Raw genomic sequence first — 17,751 nt, 5'->3', positions numbered from 1 at the left:
TTTCCCCGGTAAAGACATCCCCCATGTGCGGCATCGCTGGATTCATCGAGGCGCGCGCGCCCGACTTCGACGCCCATGAGCTTTGCCGGTTCATGGGCGAAGCCATGCGCCATCGCGGCCCCGACGCACAGGCGTCCGTCTGGCTTCCCGAGCGTGGCCTGGGTCTGGCGCACGCCAGACTCGCCATCATCGACCTTTCGCCCTTGGGCACCCAGCCCATGTGGTCCGCAGACAAGCGCCTGTGCGTGGTCTTCAACGGCGAGATATTCAATTTCCACGAGATCAGAAAGGAACTTTCGGACGCAGGCATCGCCCCGGAAGGTGGCTTCATGGGCGGTTCGGACACCGAAGTGTTGCTGGCCGCCTGTCGTGCCTGGGGCGTCCGTGCCGCTGTCGAGCGTTTCGTGGGCATGTTCGCCTTCTCCCTGTGGGACGACGACGCCAAGACGCTGACTTTGGCGCGCGACAGACTGGGCATCAAGCCCCTGTACTACGGCCTCTCGGAATCCGGTTTCGTCTTCGCCTCCGAACTCAAGCCGCTCCTCAAACATCCGCGTCTTGCGCGCCGCCTGGACCACGGCGCGCTTTCGCTCTACTGCCGTTTCCTCTACGTTCCCGACCCCCTCTGCATCCTGGACGGGCTGGCCAAGCTGCCGCCGGGCTCGATGCTGACCCTCTCCCGCGAAGACGTAATCCGACGCGCTCTCCCCGATCCCGTCCGTTACTGGAAGGTCGAGGACGTCGCCCTTGCGGGCTTCGAAGCCCCCCTGCCCGCCGCCGAAGCCGAAGATGCGCTGCTTGACGCTTTGCGCGAGTCCGTGCGCCTGCGCCTCGTTTCTGACGTGCCACTAGGCGCGTTCCTTTCCGGCGGCATCGATTCATCGCTGATCACGGCCCTGATGCAGGAACAGTCAGGCGAAGCGGTGCGCACCTTCACCATCGGCTTCGCCGAGGATGGCTACGACGAAGCCGCGCACGCCCGCGCCGTGGCCGCGCATCTGGGCACGAACCACACCGAGCGCGTCCTGACCTCGCAAGACGCCCTGGACATCGTCCCGCGCCTGCCCGAGTTCTTCGACGAGCCCTTTGCCGACAGTTCGCAGATTCCCACCCACCTCGTCTCGGCCATGGCCCGCGAACACGTCACCGTGGCCCTGTCCGGCGACGGCGGGGACGAGCTTTTCGGCGGCTACAACCGCTACTTGACCGGACCAAAGCTGTGGGACGGCCTGTGTCGCGTGCCCGGCCCCCTGCGCCGCAAAGGCCAGGACATCCTGCGTGGCCGGGGCGAGCGCATGGCCGCGCGCCTGTACTCCCTGGCCGCCCCCTTCCTGCCGCCGGGCATCCGCCAACTCGCGGCCCGCGACAAGATGCAGAAAATCGTGGAGGCTATCGCCGCCGAAAGCCGCGAGGATTTCTACGCCGGACTGGTCTCGATCTGGCGCGAGACAAGGCCCCTCATGCGGGGCGCGGCGGCCCCGGCCTGCCTGGTCGACGAGCCGCCCGAAAGCCTCGCGCGCCTGCCCTTCGCCGCCTTCATGATGGTCATGGACGCCATGACCTACCTGCCTGGCGACATCCTGACCAAGGTGGACAGAGCAAGCATGGCCGTGGGCCTCGAAGCCCGGGTGCCGCTCCTCGACCACCGTCTCGTGGCCCTGGCCTGGCGCGTTCCCCTGGAGCAAAAGATCGGCCCCGAAGGCGGCAAGCGCATCCTGCGCCGCCTGCTCGCGCGCTACCTGCCACAGGAGATCATGGATCGCCCCAAGCAAGGCTTCGCCGTGCCCATCGACTCCTGGCTGCGCGGACCGCTCAAGGGACTGGCCACGGATCTCCTTGCCCCCGCCCGCCTGCGCGGAGCGGGGGTTTTCTCCCCGGACGTGGTGAGCCAAATCCTTGACGAACATCTGCGCGGCGAGCGCAACCATCAGCACCGGCTGTGGGCGCTCATCATGTTCGAGGCTTGGCGCGAAGCCCATCTCTCCTGACGCGCCGGGAGCCTGCGACCCAAGCCCTGACCACGGGCCCGCGCATGGTCCGCTTCTTGCTCATGCCACGGCGGCATGAACATCTTCAACTTCGATCCGGCCACCACCTTCAGCCTTTTGCTGACGATCATCCGCGTCAGTCTGGTGGTCTTTCTGCTGCCGTTCTTCGGCGCCTCCAACGTCCCGACCCAGGTCAAGGCCGCCTTGTGCCTGGCATTTTCCCTGGCGGTCTGGCCGCAGCTCTCGTTTCCCGGCCAAGCCATGCCTGCGAGCATCTGGGCCATCCTGATCATGCTCCTGGGCGAACTCGTGCTCGGCATGCTCCTGGGGTTCGTGGTCCGCTTCATGTTTGCCGCCGTGCAGTTCGGCGGAGCTATCATCGACTTTCAGATGGGCTTCGGCATGGTCAACACCGTGGACCCCCTGACCGGACAACAGGAGCCCGTGACCTCCCATTTCCTGTACATGGTCACCTTGCTGACCTTCCTTGCGCTCAACGGACACCTGTACCTGCTCAGCGGTCTGACGCGCACCTTCGAACTCATCCCGCCCGGAGGGATCATCCTCTCGGCCCGGCTCGGCGAAAAAGTGATCGAATTGGCCGGTAGCATCTTCATTCTCGGCGTCAAGGTCGCCGCGCCGGTCATGGTCGCGGTCCTGCTCGTGGATATCGCCCTGGCGCTCATTTCCCGCGTGGCGCCGCAGATGCACCTGCTGGTCTTCGGCTTCCCCCTGAAGACCAGCGTAGGCTTCATCTTCCTCGGCCTGATCTTCACCTCTCTCGCCAGGTTCACCGGCGAATTCATCGCGGGCCTGGGCACAACCCTCGACGTCATCCTGCGCATCGCGGCGGGACTGCCGGTCAGGTGAACGGAAGCGATCCATGGCCCAGAGCGACCCGAGCAAAACAGAACTCCCGACCGAACGCCGCATCAAAAAGGCGCGCGAAAAAGGGTCGGTGGCCAAAAGCCAGGACTTCACCAAGAGCGTCGTCCTCTTGTTGGGCACGATCGCCGTCTATTTTCTTACGGGACACATTGCTACACAGATCAAAAGCATCTTCATCTGGTTCTTCCAGGACGGACTGACCTCGTTCGAGGCCACCCCCGCAGGCATCTACGACCTTTTCGTGATGATCGCCACCCGGCTTGCGATCATTCTTCTGCCCGTCTTCGCGGTGCTGGCCCTGACCTGCTTCGTCGTGCTCCGGGTTCAAGTGGGGCCGCTGTGGGCGCCCAAGGTCTTCGAGTTCAATTTCAAGATCTTCGACGTGGCCAAGGGATTGCAGCGAATATTCCTCAGCCCCAAGACGTTCATCAATCTCGGCAAGAGCCTCTTGCAGGCCTGCGCCGTGGCCGTGGCGCCCTATCTGGTGCTCAAGGCCGAGGCAGGCAACCTGCTGCCCCTATTCTACGCCTCTCCGCTAGAGATCGCGACCTACATCCTGCACCTGATGTTTCTCATGTTCTCCTACGCCCTCGTGGCCATGATCATTATCGGCGCCCTCGATCTAGTCTACCAGCGCTGGGACTATACCGAGCAACTCAAGATGACCAAGCACGAGGTCAAGGACGAGCGCCGCCAGGCCGAGGGAGATCCAAAGGTCAAGCAGAAGCAGCGCCAGAAGATGCTTGAAACCATCGCCAAACGGATGATGGAGGCCGTTCCTAAGGCCGACGTGGTCATCACCAACCCCACCCACTACGCCGTGGCCCTGCAATACGATCCGCTGACCGCGCCCGCTCCCATCGTCGTGGCCAAGGGCTTGGACCATCTGGCCCTCAAGATCAAAGACGTCGCCAGGGAGCACAACGTGCCCATCCGCGAGAACAAGCCCCTGGCACGAGCCTTGTATAAGCAGGTCGAGGTCGGGGACATGATCCCCGAGGAAATGTACCAGGCGGTGGCGGCAATCCTCGCCCAGATCAAGCGGACCTCCAGCAACGGTCCGATCGTCTCCTGAAACTGAAGTCACGAAAAGGATGTCGGAAAAATGGCCGGAGCTTCGGACAAATTCGCCGGAATGAGCATCGACTACCAGAAGTTCGCCAAGCAAGGCGACATTCTGCTTGCCGCCGGCGTGGTGACGATCCTTTTCGTCATGCTCGTTCCCGTGCCCACACTGCTTCTGGATTTCATGCTCACGATTTCGATCTCGCTGGCCATGGTCGTGCTCGTAACCACCATGTTCATGAACTCGCCCATGGAGTTCTCGATCTTTCCCTCCGTGCTCCTCGTAACGACCATGCTGCGCTTGGCCCTGAACGTGGCCACGACGCGCGCCATTCTCCTCCACGGCAATGAAGGGTCGGACGCCGCGGGCTCGGTCATTCAGTCTTTTGGCGAATTCGTGGTCGGCGGCAACTACCTGATCGGCGTGGTCATCTTCCTCATCCTCTTCATCCTCAACAAGGTCGTCATCACCGCAGGCACCACGCGCATCGCGGAAGTGGCTGCCCGTTTTACCTTGGACGCCATGCCCGGCAAACAGATGGCAATCGAGGCCGATCTCAATGCCGGACTCATCGAGGAGAAAGAGGCCACGCGGCGGCGCGAGACGGTCCGCAAGGAGGCCGACTTCTACGGCGCCATGGACGGTGCGTCCAAGTTCGTGCAGGGCGACGTGAAAGCGGGCATGATGATCACGGCCGTGAACATCATCGGCGGCCTGTTCATCGGCATCGCCATGAAGGGTATGAGTTGGCGCGAGGCTGCCGAGGTATACACCCTGCTGACCATCGGTGACGGCTTGGTCTCGACCATCCCGAGCATCATCATCGCCACCTCGGCGGGCATCATCGTCTCGCGCGCCGCGGCCGAGGCGAAGATGGGCGAGGAATTCATCGGCCAGTTCACCATGCACCCGCGCGCCCTGCGCCTGGTTTCCGTCATTCTGCTGATCTTCGGCATCGTGCCGGGCATGCCCACGCTGCCCTTCCTCGCCCTTTCGGGCATCGTCTTCCTGGTCTCGCGCGTCGCGGCCAAAAACGTTGCCGAGATGGAGGAAGCCTCGTCCGACAAGCGGCCGGACGCCTCACGCGCCCTGGACACTCCCGAGGAGGTGCAGGCGCTCCTGCCCCTGGACACTCTGGAACTGGAGGTCGGCTACGGGCTCATCCCGCTCGTGGACGAGGAACAAAACGGCAACCTTCTGGCCCGCATCCGCTCCATCCGGCGACAGTTCGCCCTGGACATGGGCGTCATCATTCCGTCGCTGCACCTTCGCGACAACCTGCAACTCAATCCGGGGCAGTATTCCGTGCTGGTCAAGGGCAACGAACTGGCCTCGGCCGAAATCCTGGTGGACCACCTGCTGGCCATGGACCCCGGCGACGTGAAGCACCGCATCAAGGGTGTGGAGACGCGCGAGCCCGCCTTCAATCTTCCGGCCTTGTGGGTGCCGGAGGCCCAGAAAGAAGAGGCCATGCTCGCGGGCTACACCGTGGTCGATCCCTCGACGGTCATCGCCACGCACCTTACCGAAGTCTTCAAGCGCAACCTGCACGAGTTCCTTGGACGGCAGGAAGTCCAGGCCCTGCTCGACAATCTGCACAAACGCGCGCCCAAGGCCGTAGATGATCTCGTACCCGGCGTGATGCAGATCGGCACGGTCCAGAAGGTGCTGCAGAACCTGGTGCGCGAGAACGTCTCCATCCGCGACCTCCTGACCATCGTCGAGGCCTTGGCGGACTACGGCCAGGGCATCAAGGACCCGGATCAGCTCACCGAATACGTGCGCTCGCGCATGGGCCGGACCATCGTCAAACAATACTTGGCCAAAGACGGTACCCTGCCGATCATCACCCTGGACCACTCCATCGAGCGGCATCTGCAGGAATCCCTGCGCCAGACTGATCAGGGGGCCTACATGGCGCTCGACCCCATGAAAGCCCAACAGATCATCCAGGCCATCAACAACGTCACCGAGGCCGCCCTGGTTACGGACGGGCAGCCGGTGCTCCTGACTTCTCCGGTCATCAGGGCGCATTTGGCCCAGATCGTGCTTAGGTTCATCCCGACATTGCCTGTTGTCTCGCAAGCGGAGATTCCGGCGGAGATCAGGCTGCAAACCCTAGCCGTGGTGGAACTGAACAATGCGGGTTAAGACGTTTCGCGGCAAGAACACGAAGGCCGTGCTGGACCAGGTGAAGCGGGAGCTCGGAGCGGGCGCCGTGATCCTCTCCACGCAGTCCAAGCGGGAAAACGGCATCTGCTTTTGCGAAGTCATGGCCGCCGTGGAGCATGAAACGCCCGGCGACGGTGCAGGACAATCCGGCCCCGGCGGCGGAGCCTCACCCGACTCGGACACACGGGAGGACGTCATGAGCCTCAAGCGCGAATGGGGACAGATCAAAGAGGTGCTGCTCGGCCTGGCCGGAGACCGCATCGACCTCGAAAGCCTCACCCCGCTGCAGCAGCAGGGCCTGCGCTTTCTCGAAGAAGACGGAGTCCATCGTCAGGTGGTGATCCGACTTTTCGCGCGTCTGAGTCGCGATCGCGACTGCTCGCTGCTCAAGGCGCTCTCCGAGGTCGTGCCTGTCAGGGCGCTGACGCCCGCCGCCTTCCCCCACAAAGTGCAGGCATTTTCAGGGCCGAGCGGCGTGGGCAAGACGACGCAGCTCATCCGCATGGCCCTTGCCGTGCAGAAAGCCTCGCCCAAGGCCCGCATCTGCCTCGTCAGCGCTGACTGCGAGCGCGGCAAGGGACGCCTTCTGCTCAAGCACTACGCCCAGCTCTCGAAGATGACCTTTCGCGAAATCCACGGTCCCGACGACGCGGCCGACGTCATGGCCGCCCTGCACGGCTTCGATCGCGTCTTCGTCGATCTGCCCGCAGTGGCGCGCGGCAAACGCCTGGGGAACGTGCTGCGCGAACTCGGAATGGCCGAGATTCCCTCCATGGACGTGCACCTGCTCCTTTCGCCGCATTACGCGCCAGCCCAGATCGACAGCTTCCTGGACACCTACCGCACCGCCAAAACGGTTTCCCTGATCTGGACGAAGCTCGACGAAGCCTGTACGTTCGGGTCGATCGTCAACGCGGCCGAATCCTGCGGACTGCCCACGAGCGCCCTGGTCGGCGGTCCCGGACTCCGCGACGCGGCCCCGTTGACCGAGGCCATGACCCTGTGGAAGCTGCTCTTCAAGCATGAACTGCCCAAGGCCGCGCAAGACGCCCCCCGTCAGGGCCACGCGACAGGGCAGGCGGCCTAAGGCGCAAAGGAACGTGACGCAGATGGCCAACTACCCCTTGGTGCTCTCCGTGACCTCCGGCAAGGGAGGCGTGGGCAAGACCAACCTTTCGGTGAACCTCGCCTGCCGTCTGGCCGCTCTCGGCCGCCGGGTGGTGCTCATGGACGCCGACCTGGGGCTGGCCAATGTGGACGTCCTGCTGGGCCTGGCTCCCGAGCGTACGCTTTTTCATCTCTTCCACGAGGGGGTTTCCGTCGAGGACATCCTCCTGCCCACGGAATACGGCTTCAGCATCCTGCCCGCCGCCTCGGGCGTGGAGGGTATGCTCTCTCTCTCCACGGGCCAAAAGCTCGAACTCCTCGAATCCATGGACAGCCTCGAAAACGAGGTGGATTTCCTGATCGTGGACACGGGCGCGGGCTTGAGCGACAATGTACTTTACTTCAATCTGGCCGTGCAGGAGCGCCTGCTCGTTGTCACGCCCGAACCCACGTCCCTGACCGATGCCTATGCCGTGATCAAAGTGCTCAAGAATTCCCACGGCATCGACAGATTCCGGGTCGTGATCAACATGGCTCCCGACGTCAAGACCGCGAAGAACGTGTTCACCACGCTGTACAAAGCTTGCGACCATTTTCTGGACGGCGTCTCGCTCGACATGGTGGGTCATGTGCCGCCGGACGAGGCCGTGCGCCGGGCGGTGATCGCCCAGGTACCCTTCTGCATCCGCTCACCCGAAAGCCCGGCCGCGCGCGCCGTGGCCGGGATCGCGGACGCGGTCAACTGCTGGCAGCCAGCCACGAGACTCGATGGAAACATCAAATTCTTCTGGAAAAAGATCCTCTTCCAGGAACAGTCCGTGGCGTAGGCTCGAACGTGGCGAAACCACGTTCGACGACCTGCCGCACCGGGACAAGGAAGAGATCGTCCGCCACTACGCGCCCAAGATCAAGATCATCGGGCTGCGTCTGAAGGCGAAGCTGCCCCGCAACATCGAGCTGAACGAGCTCATCAGCGCGGGCTCGCTCGGCCTTCTCGAAGCGCTCAAGAAATTTGACGCCTCGCACAACATCAAGTTCGAGACCTACGCCGAAAACCGCATCAAGGGGGCAATGCTCGACGAGTTGCGCCGCCTGGACTGGTTCTCGCGCAATCTGCGTCAAAAAATTAGGCTCATCGAAGAGACCTCACGCCGCATCGAAGGCGAGACAGGCAGCCCGGCAAGTCTCGACGATCTTGTGCGCGAAACGGGTCTCAGCGAGAAGGACGTGGATTACGGTCTGGAAATGATGCAAAATCAGGTCTGCGTGAGCCTGGAGACCCTGTCCGAGAACCTGGCCTCCATGAAGAAAGCCAGCCATGAAAACGACCCGTTCCATCTGACGGCTTTTCAGGAAATCGTTGACAAAATCGCCTCCCTTATTGATGAATTGACGCCACGCGAAAAACTCGTATTATCTCTTTATTACGGCGAAGAACTGAATATGCGGGAGACGGCCGAGGTCATGGACATAACAGAAGGCCGCGTTTCGCAACTTCACTCACAAGCCCTCGGAAAGCTCCGTATCCTCTTCAAGGAGCACTACGAGGGCGACCTCACTTAACGAGACCGGAGCAGTCATGGCCGCCAATCCGAATATGCGCATCCTCGTGGTGGACGACTTCTCGACGATGCGCCGCATCGTGCGCAACATTCTCAAGCAACTCGGCTTCAACAACGTTGTCGAGGCGGACGACGGCTCCACCGCGTGGGAGATCCTGAACAAGGACAAGATCGATTTCATCGTCTCTGACTGGAACATGCCGCAGATGACCGGCATCGAACTCCTGCGCAAGGTGCGGGCCAGCGAGGAGTTCGCGGACCTGCCGTTCCTCATGGTCACGGCCGAGGCGCAGCAGGAGAACATCATCGAGGCCGTGCAGGCCAAAGTCTCCAATTACATCGTCAAGCCTTTCACGGCCGACACGCTGGGGCAGAAGATCGAAAAGATCTTCGGAAAATAGACGGGCCTCGGTAGGCCTTCTCTCAAGGGGCGAGGATGGTTTTCATGGTTCCCGACGGCGACGATCCGCTCGGCGCCGCCAATCCCCTGGGAGGCGGTTCCCAAGAGGAGAAGGCCAGACTCGACGAACGGAACCTCGATGAAAGCGACGAGGTTCCCAGGGCGTTGCAGAAGGTCGAACTCGACCTCGACGACGCCCCCTTCCTCGAAGAAGAGGAAGATGAACCCGAAGAGGACATCTCGGCCGAAGAGGCGCTGGCCCAGGCGGCTCCGGCCGAAAAGAAACGCGTCATCGCCGTCCCGGCATGGCTGACCAAGAAATTCCTGTTTTTCGCCGCAGGCGGCCTTGCGCTGCTGCTCGCCGCAATCCTCGCCATCGTACTCTGGCCTGAAAAGACTCCCGAGCCGGACGAACCGGCTGAACAGCCCATCAAAGAAGCTGAAAAACCAGCTCCCGAGGCGGTGGACCTCAACGTCACCTTTGACCCGTTCTGGATCGAACTGATCGACAAAGACGGCAAGGTACGTTTTTTGCATTTACAATTTACGATCGTCGCCACCAACAAGCTGGCCGAAGGCGAGATCTCGGCAAAGACGTTCCAGTTGCGCGATGCAGTTTACTACTACGTGAAGAACAAGGAGTTCGCGTTCCTCGCAGACACGGAGAACCTGGAGACACTGAAGAGCGACATTCTTTCGGTACTCAACAAGTTCGTCGCGCACGACAACATCGAAACGATCCTTATAGACAAATATCTGGTGCAATGATGCCGCCGCCGAACATGGTCGACCTGAATCTGCTCATCCAGCAGCTTCCCCACCTCTCCAAGGTGGCCACGGCCTTGCGCACGCATCCCGACCAGCAACGTGCCGCGCTTTTCGAAAAGGCGGTCCAGCAGCACGAACTGTCCAAGGAACAGGTCCAGGAAATAGAGCGTACCGAAAAGTCCAAGCTCGTGGACCGGGAAGGCGCGGGAGGAGGCCAGCAGGGCGACGCAGGTACCCGCCAGCATTCCAAGGGCGATTCCTCCGAGGAAATGAATACCGCGTCCAACGCCTCGCCCTGGACCGGCAATCTCATCAACATCAAGATCTGACGGCGGCGTTCATGTCGATGGAATTGCTCCTGGTCCTCCTCACCGTGTTCGAGGTTCTGCTCCTCGGATTGGTGATCGTATTTTTCCTGCGCCTGCGAAAAAGCGAGGAAGTCCTCTCCAAGCTACGCGACAAGCAGGAGGAATTGCTCAACAAGCTGCGTTTCAACACCCAGATGGAGCGTGAACTCGTGGCCTCCTTCGAGGAGCGCCAGGCAGAGCTCGCGGCCCTGGACCAAGCCCTCGCAGCCCGAGCCAAGGAGCTTTCCAAACTGCTCAAACAGGCCCAGGAAATGTCGCGTTCGCCGGAATTCCTGCGCGAGATCGTACTCACAGGGCACAAGCGCGGCAAGTCCGCTCAAGAACTCGCGCGCTCCACGGGCATGTCCGTGGACGAGGTCGAATTCATCATCGAACAGGCCGCGTCCTAACACGGCACCTCCCATGAACCGGGAGACGGTTCCCAATGCGCCAGCACCCCGACAGAGTGACCGCCTTTCGCGCCCGACATTCCCCTGGCGAAACCATTCGCGGCCGCGTACTCGAACAGGAGAGCGCCGGCCTTTATTGGATCGATGCCCAGGGCTGCCGCCTCCTGGCCCCGCTCGGCGGCGACCCCAGACCCGGAACCCTGCTCACCTTCAGCATCGCCGCACTGTGGCCCGAAATCGTGCTGCGCCTCGTGCAGTCCGATGGCGCGGCTACCCCTGCCGATCTGGCGGCCGACTATCTCGCGGCCCGCTATGCTTTCGAAGATATTTTCGCTCGCCTGGATATCTGTCCGGCAGGCGCTGAATCTCCGGCCGACCGCATCGTGCGGCTCACCGCGGAAGTTCGCGCCACCCCGGCAATTCGCGCCGCTCACCGCGCCGTGGAATGCGCCCTTGCCCCTTTGGGCGCATTCCTCGCATCCCATAAAGCCTCGCTCGCCTATCTGCCTTTCCATCTGCCCGACAGCCCGGCTCTTGAAAGACTCGCGGAGGACGGCGGGGGCCTCTCGCGGCTGACGCTCGACGGCCGCCATCCCGAGGCGGGCAGCATCCGCCTCGCGGCCACGCTGGACGACACGCGCGGCAGCTACCGGGTCGCGGCCACGAAACCAGGTGCCCTGCCGGGGTTGCTCCCGTTCCTGGAGCACGCCCTGCGTGTGGATCGCTCCGGCCGCCCTGCCCTGACCTGCCTCGGCATGCACCACGAAGCTTCGCCGCCCTCGCCGCTGCTGGCCCCCTATCTGGGCCGGGGCCCGCGTCCGAGCCTTCGCGGCCTGACCGTCTGAACCGCCCCGAGCCTCGCCTCTCTCTTCCCCCCACTCCGGCAACCGAGCTTTCCCGCCCTCCTTTCATCGCCTTTGGCGCACGATCGTCATCGCGTCGCAACGTGGCATGGTTAGGCACCTTCGGGATGAAAGCGAGAGGCGGATTGAAAACTTTTTTCATTTGGACCCCGGTTTTAATTGACAATGATTTTCATCTTCATTAAAGATGGCCTCACGTAAGCAAGGGAGCAAACGGAGGTCACCATGTGCGCAGCCATGATCGGCGGAATGACTCGACTCAGAAAGGACTATGAGAGGCTGGCCTCGGAGAGGGGGCTGAAGCTCAAATGGTTCGAGGGTTCGGAGCGCGACATCTGCGACAAGATCGGGTGCCCGTGCGCGATCATCGTGTGTACCAACAAGGTCTCGCACACGGCTAAACGTCAGGCCGAAAAGACGGCCCGCTCGCGCAACATCCCCTGCATCCTGATGCACGCCTGCGGAACGGCCGCCCTCAGGGATTGCCTGAACCGCCTCCAGTCCTGAAACCCTGAATTCCCAAAGGAGCAAGATATGTGCGCTTGCAAGGCCATCGGCGAAATCGTGAAAAGCGGCATGGACGCCTTCAACGACGGCAACCACACGGAAGCCCTGGAACGCTTGAACGAGGCTTTGGCCGAAGCCGCGCGCGTCGGCTCGCCCATCCATCAGGCCAAGATCCGCAGCAATATGGCCCTGGTGCAGCGGATGCAAGGCGATGTGCGCAGTGCGCGGCGCAACTACGAATTGGCCCTTGAAAACGTCGCGATGCGCCTCGGCGCGGACAATCCGCTCTACCAACGCATCCGGCACAACCTCGACTCCCTCCTCGCGGCCGCCTGAGCCGCGTGCCCATCCACGACCAGCCCCTGCCTTCACACGCCACACACGCCTCACGGGGAGCGCCGCCTGCCACACCGGCGCTCCCCCTCCTTCTTCCCGGCGTGCATGAATATCCGCAACGCGACCCGCTCTTGACAAACCCGCCCCAAGGTCGCACGTTTTCACCTCCATGACCCACGCGCCGCTCCCCCTCTCCCCGGACCGTCCCTGGCTGGCCCCGCTGGCCGGCTATTCCGACCTGCCCTTCCGTTTGCTGTGTCGCGCCCACGGCGCGGCCTGCTGCGAGACGGAAATGGTCAGCGGCAAGGGCATGCTCTTTTCGTCCCATGGCACGGGCCGCCTGCTGGACACCTGCCCGGCCGACCAGCCGCTCGTGGTCCAGCTTTTCGGGGCAGACCCCGAGGTCATGGCAAAAGCCGCGGAAATGGTTCTCGCGCGAGGGTTCCAATTCCTCGACTTGAACGCTGGTTGCCCAGTGCCCAAGGTCGTGAAAGCAGGCAGCGGCGCGGCCTTGATGCGCGAACCCGCGCGTCTGGCAGAACTCGCCCTAGCCCTTGTCTCTCGGGCCGGAGAAGGCCGGGTGGGGGTCAAGCTGCGCCTGGGCTGGACGCACGATGAACAGACCTTCATCGAGGCCGCCAAGCGCCTCGCCGACACGGGCGTTGCCTGGCTTACGCTGCACCCGCGCAGCGCGGCCCAGGGGTATTCCGGCTCGGCCCACTGGAAGGCCCTGGCCGAGCTCAAGTCCGCGACGAGCCTGCCGGTGATCGCCAGCGGCGACCTCTTCTCGGCCCAGGATGCGGCCCGTTGTCTGCGCGAGACCGGCGTGGATGCGGTCATGTTCGCGCGCGGCGCGCTACGCCACCCAGGCATCTTCGAGGATCTGCGCGAGATTCTGTCAGGCCGCTCCCCCGAACCGCTCACCGGGCGGCGCATCGCAGGGTTTGTGCGCGAGCACGCCGCGCTCATCGCCGAATACGGTCAACCGCGCAAGGACCTGCTCAAACTGCGCACTGTCATTCCGCGTTTCGTCCATGGCCTGCCGGGGTCCAAGGAGATACGCAAGCGCATGATCTTGTGCCACGACTGGGCCATGGTCCACGAACTCGCCGACATGCTGGAAACCATCGACGACGCCTGCGTCGAGCCCGGCGACAACGACCTCGTTGCGCCCATGGGCGAGGCATCGTAAAATAATTTGTTACGTGGCGCGACAATCCAAGGGAGGGAGGGCATGAACGTTCTCAGGGCCGAGACGGCCGGCTTTTGCATGGGCGTCGATCTCGCACTGCGAAAGCTCGACACCTTGATCGAGGAAAACACGGGAGCCCCGGTGCTCACCTTTGGTCCCATCATCCACAATCCGCAGGTTCTGGCGGAGTACGACCTCTTGGGCGTGCGCGTGGCCGATCTGCCCCGCGACATCCCGCAGGGCTCGCGCGTGGTCATCCGCGCCCATGGCATTCCCCGCGACCTGGAAATGGAGCTCGACGCTCGCCAGGCCGAAATTCACGACGCCACATGCCCGAGGGTCAAGAAGGCCCAGATCCTCATCAAGCGCATGGCCTCGGAAGACCGCATCGTGCTCCTCTACGGCGAGGCCGAGCACCCCGAGGTCAAGGGGCTCGTGAGCTATGCCTCGGCCGGGGCATTCGTCTTCGACTCTCCCGAGGAATTGGCGGAATTTCCCTTCAAGCCCGGCGAGAAATACTGTCTGGCGGCCCAGACCACGCAGGACAAGGTCATGTTTCAGGACATGGCTCAAAAACTCCTTTCGAAGACCGACATCGACGCGGTCATTCTTGAAACTATCTGCGACGCCACGCGCGACCGCCAGAAAGAAGCTCTGGCCATGGCCCGGGAGGTCGAATTCATGATCGTCGTGGGTGGCCGCGATTCGGGCAACACACGCCGCCTGGCCAAGGTGGTGGCCGACGAGGGCGTGCCCTGCGTGCATGTGGAAACGGCCTCGGAGTTGCCTCTCGAACGCCTGCGAGGCCTTTCGAGCGTAGGGCTCACGGCCGGGGCGTCCACGCCCAAAAAGCTCATCGACGAAGTCCAGAAGGTTTTGGAAAACCTATAAAATTGAGATCTTGTCCAGACAAGGCGACAACTCGCTTTTGGGGGGAGAATCGATGAGTCAGACCAACATCCTGCTCGAGTCGGGCACCAACGAACTCGAAATCGTCGAGTTCTCCATCGACGAACCCGACGAGATCAAGAGCGCCAGGGGCTACTATGAGGGCTACTACGGCGTGAACGTGGCCAAGGTGCTGGAAATCATCCGGCTGCCAAAGATCACTGTCCTGCCCAACGTCACGCACCCCTCGATCCTGGGCACCTTCAATCTTCGCTCCCACGTCATCCCGCTGGTCGATCTCTCCATGTGGCTGGGCAAGCGGCGAGTCGAGCGCGAGTCGCCCAAGGTCATCGTCACCGAGTTCAATCGCGTGACCACGGCTTTCCTGGTCTCGGGCGTAAACCGCATTCACCGCATGTCCTGGGAGAAAGTGGAGCCGCCCAGCGGTTACGTCGCTGCCTTCTCTTCCAACTCCATCACAGGTGTGGTCAAGATCGAGGATCGGATCATTTTCATGCTCGACCTCGAAAAGATCGTCACCGAACTGAATCCAAAACTCGGCATGAAGCTCGACGAGACCGTGGACTACGGCTCCGGACGCAGATGGCGCGCGCTCGTGGCCGACGATTCGGCGCTGGTCCGCGAGATGCTGCGCGACCTGCTGGAAAAGGCGAATTTCGACGTGGAAGTCACCGATAACGGCCAGGAGTGCTTTGATCGGCTACAGGCCATAAAGGCCAAGGCCGAGGCCGAGTCGCGTCCCATCGAGGACTATTTGCAGGTTGTCATCTCGGACATCGAGATGCCTTCCATGGACGGCCACCACCTCACCAAACGCATCAAGGAAGACTCCGTCCTGCGTAGGCTGCCGGTAGTCCTCTTCTCGTCCTTGATCACCGACAAGCTGCGTCACAAGGGCGAGGCCGTGGGCGCGGACGACCAGATATCCAAACCCGAGATCAGCCAGCTCGCCTTGCGCGCCCAGCGCCTGATCCAGGAACGCCTCGGCTCGAAAGCCGCTTCGTAACACCCGCCTTCAGCAAATGCGCGGCAATTGCTCGCCTTCGAGCATGCCCAAGAGGCGCTTGCCGCCGATGGGTGTTTCGAGGATGACCTTTTTCGGATTCTCCTCTGTGACCACGCCGATCTGGCAGGCGTCGCGGCCAAGGGGATCGGCGCGCATGATCCGAAGCGCCTTCTCGGCCAACTCCTGTGGCAGGATGCAGATGAACTTGCCTTCGTTGGCCAGATAAAGCGGGTCGAGCCCCAAGAAGGAACAGCCCGAGCGCACCGCGTCGGTGATGGGCAAAACACTCTCGCGCACCAGAATGCCCGTGCCCGAGGAAGCCGCGATCTCGTTCAGCGTGGTTGCAAGGCCCCCGCGCGTTGGATCGCGCAGCACGTGCACCTGCGGCAGGCTCTGCACCAGCGAGACGATGAGGTGGTTGAGCGCCGCGGAGTCGCTCTCCACCGGAGCCTCGAAGGACAGCCCCTGGCGCTTGGAAAGGATGGCCAAGCCATGGTCGCCCATGTTGCCCGAGACCAGCACGGCATCTCCGGGCGCAGCGCGCTCGGCGCTGGGCGTGGGCTGGACGATGATCTCGCCGATGCCCGTGGTGTTGATGAAGATCCTGTCGCAGGCCCCCTTGGGCACGACCTTGGTGTCGCCGGTGACCACGAGCACCCCGGCCTCGCGCGCGGCCTTGGCCATGGAGGCCACGATGCGCCGCAGATCCTCCATGGGCAGCCCTTCCTCGATGATGAAGCCGCAGGTCAGGTAACGCGGCGTGGCCCCGAGCATGGCCACGTCGTTGACCGTGCCGTGCACGGCCAGTGAACCGATGTCACCGCCGGGAAAGAAGATCGGATCTACAGTGAAGCTGTCCGTGGAGACGGCCACGGGGCCGGAGAGATCGAGCACCGCCGCGTCGTTCAGACGTGACAACTCCTCGTTGTCGAAGGCCGCGAGAAAAAGCTCGGAGACCAGACGCTGCGAAGCCCGGCCTCCGCTGCCGTAATCGAGAAGCACCTTGTCGGACATTTTCAGGACTCCAGATTGTACTTGAAGTAGGCGGCGCAGGAGCCCTCGCTGGAGACCATGCACGGCCCCACGGGTCTGGCCGGGGTGCAGGCCTTTTTAAACAGCGGACACTTGTTCGGGGCCAACTTGCCCTTGAGCACATCGCCGCACATGCAGCCCTTGATGGGCGGGGTTTCCTTCAATTCGATGCCCAGGGCGGCAAGGGCATCGAAGTCGGCATATTCTTTGGCAAAGGTCAGCCCGCTGCCGGGAATCGTCCCTATGCCCCGCCACAGCGCGTCCGAGGTCTCGAAGACCTCGGCCACCAGGGCGCGAGCCTTGGCGTTGCCATCTTCCGTGACTACGCGGGTGTATTGGTTGACCACGCCGTGGCGTCCCTCGCGCAGCATCTCGATAAGGATTATGAGCCCCTGCAGGATATCCAGGGGTTCGAAGCCCGCCACCACGGCGGGAACCTTGAATTTCTCGGCCAAGGGACGGTAAGCGCCCGCGCCGATGACCGCCGAGACGTGGCCGGGCAGGATGAAGGCCTCGATTTCCATGCCGGGGTCGGAGAGCAGCGCTTCCAGCGCAGGGGGCACGAGCTTGTGAAAGGAGAGCACCTTGAAGTTCGAGAGCCCCTCGGCCCTGGCCATCTTCACCGTGGCGGCCATGCCTGGGGCCGTGGTCTCGAAGCCCACGCCGATGAAGACCACCGTGTCGTCCGGATTGTCGCGCGCCAACGCCAGGGCGTCGGACGGCGAATAGACGACCTTCACGCGCGCGCCGTCGGCCTGGGCGGACTTGAGGCTCGCTCCGCCGGGGCCGGGCACCTTCATCAGGTCGCCGAAGGTGGCGATGATGACCTTGTCCTTGGCGGCCGCTTCGAGGTATGCGGCCACTTCGGCGTCGTGCGTGACGCACACAGGGCAGCCCGGGCCAGTGAGGTGAACGATGTTTTCCGGGAGCAGCGAATGCAGGCCGCTTTGGAAAATGGCCACGGTGTGCGTGCCGCACACCTCCATGAAACGGACCCCGCGCGTTTCGCCCCTGATCTTTTCGAGCAGTGCGCGTGCGATGGCGGGGTCGCGGAATCCGGCGAATAGATCCACGACGTGTCTCCGGTTCAGGCCCCGCCGTGACGGGGGATTGCGAGCGTTTACGAGATGTTGCTACATGCAGGATCAATCCTCTGTCAATCGTGGAAATTTTCCCGAAATGACTATACGTTGGCTGT

General features: G+C 62.7%; 19 protein-coding genes. 17 read left to right on the top strand and 2 right to left on the bottom strand.

Going from position 1 to position 17,751, the window contains the following annotated elements; translation table 11 throughout:
* Window positions 1–23 precede the first annotated feature (23 nt).
* The 17 genes from asnB to DSAT_RS05275 all read left to right on the top strand — a co-directional run bounded on the left by asnB (window position 24) and on the right by DSAT_RS05275 (window position 15,521).
* On the top strand, window positions 24–1,988 hold the full coding sequence (gene asnB / locus DSAT_RS05355) for an asparagine synthase (glutamine-hydrolyzing) (protein ID WP_020886576.1): 1,965 nt from the start codon (window positions 24–26) through the stop codon (window positions 1,986–1,988).
* Between the two features lie 75 nt (window positions 1,989–2,063).
* Entirely contained in the window at window positions 2,064–2,858 is a 795-nt protein-coding gene (gene fliR, locus DSAT_RS05350) for a flagellar biosynthetic protein FliR (protein ID WP_020886575.1), read from the top strand.
* Between the two features lie 13 nt (window positions 2,859–2,871).
* Window positions 2,872–3,951 (top strand): flagellar biosynthesis protein FlhB, encoded by a 1,080-nt coding sequence (gene flhB / locus DSAT_RS05345; RefSeq protein ID WP_020886574.1) that lies wholly within the window; start codon window positions 2,872–2,874, stop codon window positions 3,949–3,951.
* A gap of 30 nt (window positions 3,952–3,981) precedes the next feature.
* Window positions 3,982–6,093: a flagellar biosynthesis protein FlhA gene (flhA, locus tag DSAT_RS05340; protein ID WP_020886573.1), complete on the top strand. Its 2,112-nt coding sequence runs from the start codon at window positions 3,982–3,984 to the stop codon at window positions 6,091–6,093.
* Window positions 6,083–7,201, top strand: coding sequence for a flagellar biosynthesis protein FlhF (locus DSAT_RS05335; protein WP_020886572.1), 1,119 nt, complete (start codon window positions 6,083–6,085; stop codon window positions 7,199–7,201). The genes flhA and DSAT_RS05335 overlap by 11 nt, the downstream gene beginning before the upstream one ends.
* Before the next feature lie 22 nt (window positions 7,202–7,223).
* Window positions 7,224–8,048, top strand: a complete 825-nt coding sequence (locus tag DSAT_RS05330) for a MinD/ParA family protein (RefSeq protein ID WP_020886571.1) — start codon at window positions 7,224–7,226, stop codon at window positions 8,046–8,048.
* Window positions 7,990–8,784 (top strand): FliA/WhiG family RNA polymerase sigma factor, encoded by a 795-nt coding sequence (locus DSAT_RS05325; RefSeq protein WP_020886570.1) that lies wholly within the window; start codon window positions 7,990–7,992, stop codon window positions 8,782–8,784. The genes DSAT_RS05330 and DSAT_RS05325 overlap by 59 nt, the downstream gene beginning before the upstream one ends.
* A 16-nt stretch (window positions 8,785–8,800) precedes the next feature.
* Window positions 8,801–9,184 carry a chemotaxis response regulator CheY gene (locus tag DSAT_RS05320; RefSeq protein ID WP_020886569.1) on the top strand — a complete coding sequence of 128 codons (384 nt, stop codon included), beginning with the start codon at window positions 8,801–8,803 and terminating at the stop codon, window positions 9,182–9,184.
* A 44-nt stretch (window positions 9,185–9,228) separates the two neighbouring features.
* Window positions 9,229–9,951 carry a flagellar basal body-associated FliL family protein gene (locus tag DSAT_RS05315; RefSeq protein ID WP_020886568.1) on the top strand — a complete coding sequence of 241 codons (723 nt, stop codon included), beginning with the start codon at window positions 9,229–9,231 and terminating at the stop codon, window positions 9,949–9,951.
* A 14-nt stretch (window positions 9,952–9,965) separates the two neighbouring features.
* Window positions 9,966–10,280, top strand: a complete 315-nt coding sequence (locus DSAT_RS05310) for a hypothetical protein (protein ID WP_152490238.1) — start codon at window positions 9,966–9,968, stop codon at window positions 10,278–10,280.
* A gap of 11 nt (window positions 10,281–10,291) precedes the next feature.
* Entirely contained in the window at window positions 10,292–10,708 is a 417-nt protein-coding gene (locus tag DSAT_RS05305) for a hypothetical protein (protein WP_020886566.1), read from the top strand.
* Between the two features lie 35 nt (window positions 10,709–10,743).
* Window positions 10,744–11,553: a hypothetical protein gene (locus tag DSAT_RS05300; RefSeq protein ID WP_020886565.1), complete on the top strand. Its 810-nt coding sequence runs from the start codon at window positions 10,744–10,746 to the stop codon at window positions 11,551–11,553.
* A gap of 243 nt (window positions 11,554–11,796) precedes the next feature.
* Window positions 11,797–12,078, top strand: coding sequence for a DUF2325 domain-containing protein (locus tag DSAT_RS05295; RefSeq protein WP_020886564.1), 282 nt, complete (start codon window positions 11,797–11,799; stop codon window positions 12,076–12,078).
* A 27-nt stretch (window positions 12,079–12,105) separates the two neighbouring features.
* Window positions 12,106–12,414, top strand: coding sequence for a tetratricopeptide repeat protein (locus DSAT_RS05290; RefSeq protein ID WP_020886563.1), 309 nt, complete (start codon window positions 12,106–12,108; stop codon window positions 12,412–12,414).
* A 169-nt stretch (window positions 12,415–12,583) separates the two neighbouring features.
* The gene (locus tag DSAT_RS05285) at window positions 12,584–13,606 is read left to right on the top strand and encodes a tRNA dihydrouridine synthase (RefSeq protein WP_020886562.1); all 1,023 of its coding nucleotides are present in this window, start codon (window positions 12,584–12,586) and stop codon (window positions 13,604–13,606) included.
* Between the two features lie 42 nt (window positions 13,607–13,648).
* Window positions 13,649–14,497 (top strand): 4-hydroxy-3-methylbut-2-enyl diphosphate reductase, encoded by an 849-nt coding sequence (gene ispH, locus DSAT_RS05280; protein ID WP_020886561.1) that lies wholly within the window; start codon window positions 13,649–13,651, stop codon window positions 14,495–14,497.
* A gap of 52 nt (window positions 14,498–14,549) precedes the next feature.
* Window positions 14,550–15,521: a chemotaxis protein gene (locus tag DSAT_RS05275; protein WP_020886560.1), complete on the top strand. Its 972-nt coding sequence runs from the start codon at window positions 14,550–14,552 to the stop codon at window positions 15,519–15,521.
* A 9-nt stretch (window positions 15,522–15,530) separates the two neighbouring features.
* On the opposite strand, the gene hypE is transcribed toward DSAT_RS05275, so the two are convergent.
* Together hypE and hypD are read right to left on the bottom strand one after the other, a co-directional pair.
* On the bottom strand, window positions 15,531–16,535 hold the full coding sequence (gene hypE, locus DSAT_RS05270) for a hydrogenase expression/formation protein HypE (RefSeq protein ID WP_020886559.1): 1,005 nt from the start codon (window positions 16,533–16,535) through the stop codon (window positions 15,531–15,533).
* A 2-nt stretch (window positions 16,536–16,537) separates the two neighbouring features.
* Window positions 16,538–17,626: a hydrogenase formation protein HypD gene (hypD, locus tag DSAT_RS05265; RefSeq protein WP_020886558.1), complete on the bottom strand. Its 1,089-nt coding sequence runs from the start codon at window positions 17,624–17,626 to the stop codon at window positions 16,538–16,540.
* Window positions 17,627–17,751 lie beyond the last annotated feature (125 nt).

It is taken from the genome of Alkalidesulfovibrio alkalitolerans DSM 16529, assembly GCF_000422245.1.
GTDB classification, from domain to species: Bacteria; Desulfobacterota; Desulfovibrionia; order Desulfovibrionales; family Desulfovibrionaceae; genus Alkalidesulfovibrio; species Alkalidesulfovibrio alkalitolerans.
Note: the sequence above shows the minus strand (reverse complement) of the source record. Positions and strands in the feature narration are given on the sequence as shown.

Coding starts and splice junctions, on each gene's coding strand:
- asnB (WP_020886576.1), top strand. CDS start 24: ATGTGCGGCATCGCTGGATTCATCGAGGCGCGCGCGCCCGACTTCGAC.
- fliR (WP_020886575.1), top strand. CDS start 2,064: ATGAACATCTTCAACTTCGATCCGGCCACCACCTTCAGCCTTTTGCTG.
- flhB (WP_020886574.1), top strand. CDS start 2,872: ATGGCCCAGAGCGACCCGAGCAAAACAGAACTCCCGACCGAACGCCGC.
- flhA (WP_020886573.1), top strand. CDS start 3,982: ATGGCCGGAGCTTCGGACAAATTCGCCGGAATGAGCATCGACTACCAG.
- DSAT_RS05335 (WP_020886572.1), top strand. CDS start 6,083: ATGCGGGTTAAGACGTTTCGCGGCAAGAACACGAAGGCCGTGCTGGAC.
- DSAT_RS05330 (WP_020886571.1), top strand. CDS start 7,224: ATGGCCAACTACCCCTTGGTGCTCTCCGTGACCTCCGGCAAGGGAGGC.
- DSAT_RS05325 (WP_020886570.1), top strand. CDS start 7,990: ATGGAAACATCAAATTCTTCTGGAAAAAGATCCTCTTCCAGGAACAGT.
- DSAT_RS05320 (WP_020886569.1), top strand. CDS start 8,801: ATGGCCGCCAATCCGAATATGCGCATCCTCGTGGTGGACGACTTCTCG.
- DSAT_RS05315 (WP_020886568.1), top strand. CDS start 9,229: ATGGTTCCCGACGGCGACGATCCGCTCGGCGCCGCCAATCCCCTGGGA.
- DSAT_RS05310 (WP_152490238.1), top strand. CDS start 9,966: ATGGTCGACCTGAATCTGCTCATCCAGCAGCTTCCCCACCTCTCCAAG.
- DSAT_RS05305 (WP_020886566.1), top strand. CDS start 10,292: ATGTCGATGGAATTGCTCCTGGTCCTCCTCACCGTGTTCGAGGTTCTG.
- DSAT_RS05300 (WP_020886565.1), top strand. CDS start 10,744: ATGCGCCAGCACCCCGACAGAGTGACCGCCTTTCGCGCCCGACATTCC.
- DSAT_RS05295 (WP_020886564.1), top strand. CDS start 11,797: ATGTGCGCAGCCATGATCGGCGGAATGACTCGACTCAGAAAGGACTAT.
- DSAT_RS05290 (WP_020886563.1), top strand. CDS start 12,106: ATGTGCGCTTGCAAGGCCATCGGCGAAATCGTGAAAAGCGGCATGGAC.
- DSAT_RS05285 (WP_020886562.1), top strand. CDS start 12,584: ATGACCCACGCGCCGCTCCCCCTCTCCCCGGACCGTCCCTGGCTGGCC.
- ispH (WP_020886561.1), top strand. CDS start 13,649: ATGAACGTTCTCAGGGCCGAGACGGCCGGCTTTTGCATGGGCGTCGAT.
- DSAT_RS05275 (WP_020886560.1), top strand. CDS start 14,550: ATGAGTCAGACCAACATCCTGCTCGAGTCGGGCACCAACGAACTCGAA.
- hypE (WP_020886559.1), bottom strand. CDS start 16,535: ATGTCCGACAAGGTGCTTCTCGATTACGGCAGCGGAGGCCGGGCTTCG.